A 4,773-nucleotide genomic window follows, 5' to 3' on the forward strand; every position below is an offset into this window, starting at 1 on the left:
TAAATCAGGAAACACTATGGTATAACCATCTTCGCTAGGATAAAAGCAAGCCGGATAAATTAGTTTCATTACTTATACCACCTTTTATTGCTAATTAATTATTTTAACTTCTATATTGATAATAAACTCTAGGCAAGGAGGCTATTTCAGTCCCGCTTGCTTTAGGATAGAGTTTACGGTCTTATTTTTTAGGTCTGTATTACGAAACGGGATTGTCACTTTTCCGGGTTTTGATGGATGCTTATAATGATAATGTGAGCCTTTGGCATCAGTGTATTTCCGTCCATCGGCTTTGATTATGTTCTCAAGTTCCCGGGGTTTCATAGGGGTTACCTCCTCTCTATGTAATAATTATAACACGTATAGCACGTGTTGAAAATAAGTATTCACGAATATTCATAATAACATTTCCCGAGGGTCAGAGTAGACTCTTTTTGTTTTTGGTTAAAAGGAGGGGGGCATGGCTAAGAGAACGGGGATTGAGCTAGCTCTTTTACAACGCCCAAGTGTAAAAAAAGTTATTTTTCTTATCTTGAAAAAGGGTGTTGTCCGGAGTGTGCAAAAGAAGAGATCCCAGGGGTTGAATGTTGCGTAGTAATAAGGGCGATAGACTGGTCTAAATAATGCTGATTATCGTACCCAATCCTGATCGGCATCTAAGCACTGGTTTGACCAAGCAACTCTAAGTTCAGGAGACTGGTTTAGGAACTTCTAAGAAAAAAACTCGAAGAAGGTAGTTCCCGATGGCTTGTAAGCCCCCTCGTTCTTGACGAGGGGGCTGTTTTGCTTAACGTAACTCTAGTGGGGTAGTACCATCTACTTTACCCCTGGTGACAGCTTCGCTGGTACCGGTACTACCCCACCTCCTACATTTTTAATTTAAGGATTCATTACATAAACCTCCTAAATAAAAAAAATTTACTTTTTGTGTAACCTTTTACCATGTTTTTGATCTCTATATAGAGAGTAGAGAAAAATTTATTAGAGGGGAGGGTTTTCTGTACTGTAATGTCCAGAATGCGGACGTTGGTGGATAACAGATCGATAATTATAAATGGTATATGTTTGAGAAGAATACATGATAATGTAATAATACACCATAGGTTTTGCACTGGGTGACAGTTTCGACACGTTTCTAATTTAATCCATAGGTTTGCGGGCTATGACAGCTTCGCTGGTACTACCCCTAATTAGGTATCGCTAATATTGATACCAACAGATCCTCGAAGATCCTCTCCTTCATCTGCGAATCCTGGGCTTTTGAATAGTCGCCTTTAAAGAATGAGTCTACAAAGTCCTTGTCCCGGGCATCATCATTTAAAAAATAATGATTATTGAGTAAAATGTCTTCGCTGTCGCAACGGTAGCCGGGAGTGTGTACGCTTTCCCTGGAACAAAGTTTCTAAGGTATCCTAAAAAACATTGGAGGGCATAATTTATGAAGATTGGTAGGAAAATATCCCTTTTATTGTCTATAACATTACTATCGCTAGTAGTTACATGTATTCCAGTTTTTGCAGCTTACTATGTAAACGACGTTAAGGTATCGAGCCTGAATATTAGGACCGGGGGTGGAATTAATTATCCGATAATCGGTCAAGAACCTTATGATGCAGATATATTGGATAATTGGAGCGATATTTATACGAGTGCTGATGGTTATAGATGGAATAGGGTTTACTATCCTGTTTCAAGCGACGGTCAATACAATAGTTCCCGTGTTGGTTGGGCTGTGACAACTGTGGTTAGTACTGGCGAAAAGTGGACTGAAACGTGTAGTAATGTTAAAGTTAACCAATCAATGTATTTTTACCTTAGCTATAACCTTACATCTCCAACGCAGTTACATACTTCTGGAGAGTATGTAACCAAGGCGTCGACTGATTTGTACTTGTCATACCAACCAAATTATTTAAATGCTTGGAGATTAAATGAATATAATACACCAGGTTACGTTTATGGCAATGGTTGGTACTTGAACGCCGGACCAGGTTGATAATCTGTTGAGGGATAGAAATATATACGAGGAGGATTATATATGTTAATTAACCGATTAAAACGTTCTAGCATTTTTGTTGGAATAATAGCCCTTGTGATATTTAGTATGTCATCTATGGTAACGGCAACGGTTAAGGAATTCACACCTAAGGATGGGGTAACATTTACTGCCAACAAAGTTGGTTCAATGAAAGCCTCCAATATTGAATATGTTAAAATATCTGATCCAGCTGGTAATTGTACAGAAATATGGACAGATCTTGCTAACCTTCAATCAAGATCAGATTCTTATGACTCAGAGGGCCTACAAAATATAACAATAGTAAAAGAACAAGGGAGACGTGTTATCGTAATTGGTAATGTTGACGGAAAGGTAGATACTACTACTTGGTTAATTCCTGATAAAATAGCCTCTGAGAACAAAATCCTGTTAGGAAAGTCTATTTTTAAAAGTGTAAAGGATGATATTAAACAAAATTGGATTTTAGGGGAAGAGAAGACTCTTAACGGGAAAACATTGTTAGTATATAAAAATAAATACAATGATCAAACTCTAGATGTAGATTCTGAAACAGGCCTTCCAATAGCACGTCACGATTCGCTTACTCGTAACGATAAAAAGGTTGAGGGAACCCTGAGCGAAATATATATGAGTCCTAGCGAAGTTCCAGAGAACTTATTCGATCCTTATCCCAATATTAGCCCTAAGGAAGTAACTGCTCCCTTTATAGATAAAAACTAATACGAAACTCTCAGGGCGGTCATTGTTGGATTTTATGGAGATTTTGAGAAGCCGAGGATTGCATTGGGGCGAGTATTCGGAAGAGCAACAATGCCAGGATGATGAGTCTCTTAGGAAGTTGCTTGATGAATGGGATTTGCGAAATGATTAGGGTTGTTTGCAATTCCAGCCCAATCATAGGCCTTACTTCTTACAACAATCGGTGTTATTGGAATCTTATTGTTAGCCAAAAGAACGGAGAAAATTACAAAAGTCAGACCTTATCTTGATAATTTGGTGCAGAGTGGTTACAGGATATCAAAAAAGTTGTATGTCGAAACGTTGGAAAGAGCAGGCGAATGAGAATTTTACCTGCTCTTTTCTTGTGCCCGGATATTTTCCTTAGTCGTACTTATCATATTAAAACTTAAGAGGAAATGCGATAGTTCTTTGAGCTATAATAGTATTGTTAGAAAGCGTTCCGAAAGGGGCGCTTTTTCTATTTGCAAAGTTTGGTAAGGGAAAGCCGGTTATTAGTATAGGGACTATTTTGTAATATAAAAGAAAGAAGCCGGGCAAACTGCCCGACTAGAGATTCAAACACTTACCGATTTTGGACATTAAGCTTTTCTTTAAGGCCTTCCTGTAGAACCTGCGAAAAATTAACACCAGCTTTTTCGGCTAGATCATTAAGCCAACTCGGAATGGTTAAGTTCTTTCTGATCGTACGATTATCGTTTGCCCTGCGGTATGCGTTGAAATCAATATCTACCAAGGTAACAAGCTCATTAGATTCGCATACAGGGTATAGAGTAGATGGTGATGGAATAGAGCGGCCCATATCCTCTTCGCAGATCCCCCAAAGCCCAATCGCATCGCGGGCCATTTCGATGGCGTTAGCTACATCGGTGCCCTCGGTGTTAATATGCAAATCAGGGACAAAGACAACATAGCCTACGTCTGCCGGAGTTAAAACAACAGGATATACTTTTTTCATTAAAAAACACCTCCATATTTTCAAAGCGGTTAAAGGGGCTTAGTTTAGCCCCTGTCGCTTGATGATCGCTTTTGCTAGCTTTTCATCAACTTCTCTATGGCGAGGAATCGGTTCACTGTATATTCCGTTGGTGTACAAATCATGGTTTGCACCGTTTCTCAATAACCACCAACCATTATCAGTTAACTTTTTTATTAAGTCTTTCCGTTTCATTTCCTTACCTCTTAGTTATATTATACGCATTTAATGCGCATGAATCAAGCGTTTTATAAAAGATATCTCTTAAAAGAGCCTGGTAACTAGGCTCTTTTCTAATAGGCAAAAGGAGGGGGAACATGTCCAAGAAAAAGAATGGGTTCATAAACGCAGGGAGATACTGACAAGAGATAATAACGAGTGCCAAAGATGCAAGGGTGAGGGGGAGTTCCACGTTGCGGAGTGTGTTCATCACAAGAAGCACCTAAGGAAGCATCCAGAGTTGGCGTTAGCTGATAGTAATCTTATTAGTCTCTGCCTTGCATGCCATGACATTGAACACAGCCTCTTATTTTAATGCAAGGAGGAAGCATGTATCATGGGTTCGTCATTAAAGTTCAACAGATTATCTATACAACAGAGGAAAAAATAGCCGGCAATCGCATGCTTATTTTTCGCTGTCAGAGCGAAGTAGATGGTATTATGAAAGTATTTGAGTTGAAGTATGATCTGGCAAACATGTAGGTGGACACTGTGGAAAATGTAGGAGAGGAGAGCTTCCGCAGGCTCTCCTCTTTTAGAAAGGATGTGGAACGATGGCCGTCACCACAATACATATTATGCCTGGTTGTCCAATAAGGTTACAAACTTGTCTTACGGAGCTTTTCTTCGATTAGTTGTCTCACTGTACCATCTCCCTTAGCTTCTACAAATAACTTAGATTGTGCGGGTTCACGATAAAAAAGCAGCCGAATAAGGCTGCTTATTGTTTTCTATAATTATTGTTGTTACTGAATCTCAAGTTGATCCTTTAAAGCTTTTTGAAGAACCTGTGAGAAATTTACGTTATTCTCTTCAGCAA

Annotated in this window: 9 protein-coding genes; 6 read left to right on the top strand and 3 right to left on the bottom strand. The window is 39.0% G+C overall.

From position 1 onward, the window contains the following. Positions 1–141 precede the first annotated feature (141 nt). On the bottom strand, positions 142–324 hold the full coding sequence (locus tag M8E35_RS25845) for a type II toxin-antitoxin system HicA family toxin (RefSeq protein ID WP_252473845.1): 183 nt from the start codon (positions 322–324) through the stop codon (positions 142–144). A gap of 136 nt (positions 325–460) precedes the next feature. On the opposite strand from M8E35_RS25845, the gene M8E35_RS26645 reads away from it, so the two are divergent. The 4 genes from M8E35_RS26645 (at position 461) to M8E35_RS27135 (ending at position 3,082) form a co-directional block, all read left to right on the top strand. Beyond that, the gene (locus M8E35_RS26645; RefSeq protein ID WP_289711016.1) at positions 461–595 is read left to right on the top strand and encodes a hypothetical protein; all 135 of its coding nucleotides are present in this window, start codon (positions 461–463) and stop codon (positions 593–595) included. Positions 596–1,438: 843 nt separating this feature from the next. Beyond that, positions 1,439–1,996 (top strand): SH3 domain-containing protein, encoded by a 558-nt coding sequence (locus tag M8E35_RS25850; protein WP_252473846.1) that lies wholly within the window; start codon positions 1,439–1,441, stop codon positions 1,994–1,996. A 42-nt stretch (positions 1,997–2,038) separates the two neighbouring features. Next, positions 2,039–2,740 (top strand): hypothetical protein, encoded by a 702-nt coding sequence (locus M8E35_RS25855; RefSeq protein WP_252473847.1) that lies wholly within the window; start codon positions 2,039–2,041, stop codon positions 2,738–2,740. Positions 2,741–2,938: 198 nt separating this feature from the next. Then, positions 2,939–3,082: a PIN domain-containing protein gene (locus M8E35_RS27135; RefSeq protein WP_495537923.1), complete on the top strand. Its 144-nt coding sequence runs from the start codon at positions 2,939–2,941 to the stop codon at positions 3,080–3,082. Between the two features lie 241 nt (positions 3,083–3,323). On the opposite strand, the gene M8E35_RS25860 is transcribed toward M8E35_RS27135, so the two are convergent. Both M8E35_RS25860 and M8E35_RS25865 read right to left on the bottom strand, forming a co-directional pair. Next, positions 3,324–3,716, bottom strand: a complete 393-nt coding sequence (locus M8E35_RS25860) for a type II toxin-antitoxin system HicB family antitoxin (protein ID WP_252473848.1) — start codon at positions 3,714–3,716, stop codon at positions 3,324–3,326. Between the two features lie 39 nt (positions 3,717–3,755). Next, entirely contained in the window at positions 3,756–3,929 is a 174-nt protein-coding gene (locus tag M8E35_RS25865; protein ID WP_034140069.1) for a type II toxin-antitoxin system HicA family toxin, read from the bottom strand. 163 nt (positions 3,930–4,092) lie between these two features. On the opposite strand from M8E35_RS25865, the gene M8E35_RS25870 reads away from it, so the two are divergent. Together M8E35_RS25870 and M8E35_RS25875 are read left to right on the top strand one after the other, a co-directional pair. Next, positions 4,093–4,269 carry an HNH endonuclease gene (locus M8E35_RS25870; RefSeq protein WP_252473850.1) on the top strand — a complete coding sequence of 59 codons (177 nt, stop codon included), beginning with the start codon at positions 4,093–4,095 and terminating at the stop codon, positions 4,267–4,269. A gap of 14 nt (positions 4,270–4,283) precedes the next feature. Beyond that, the gene (locus M8E35_RS25875) at positions 4,284–4,436 is read left to right on the top strand and encodes a hypothetical protein (protein WP_252473849.1); all 153 of its coding nucleotides are present in this window, start codon (positions 4,284–4,286) and stop codon (positions 4,434–4,436) included. Positions 4,437–4,773 lie beyond the last annotated feature (337 nt).

It is taken from the genome of Desulfosporosinus nitroreducens, assembly GCF_023897015.1.
Classification (GTDB): Bacteria; Bacillota; Desulfitobacteriia; order Desulfitobacteriales; family Desulfitobacteriaceae; genus Desulfosporosinus; species Desulfosporosinus nitroreducens.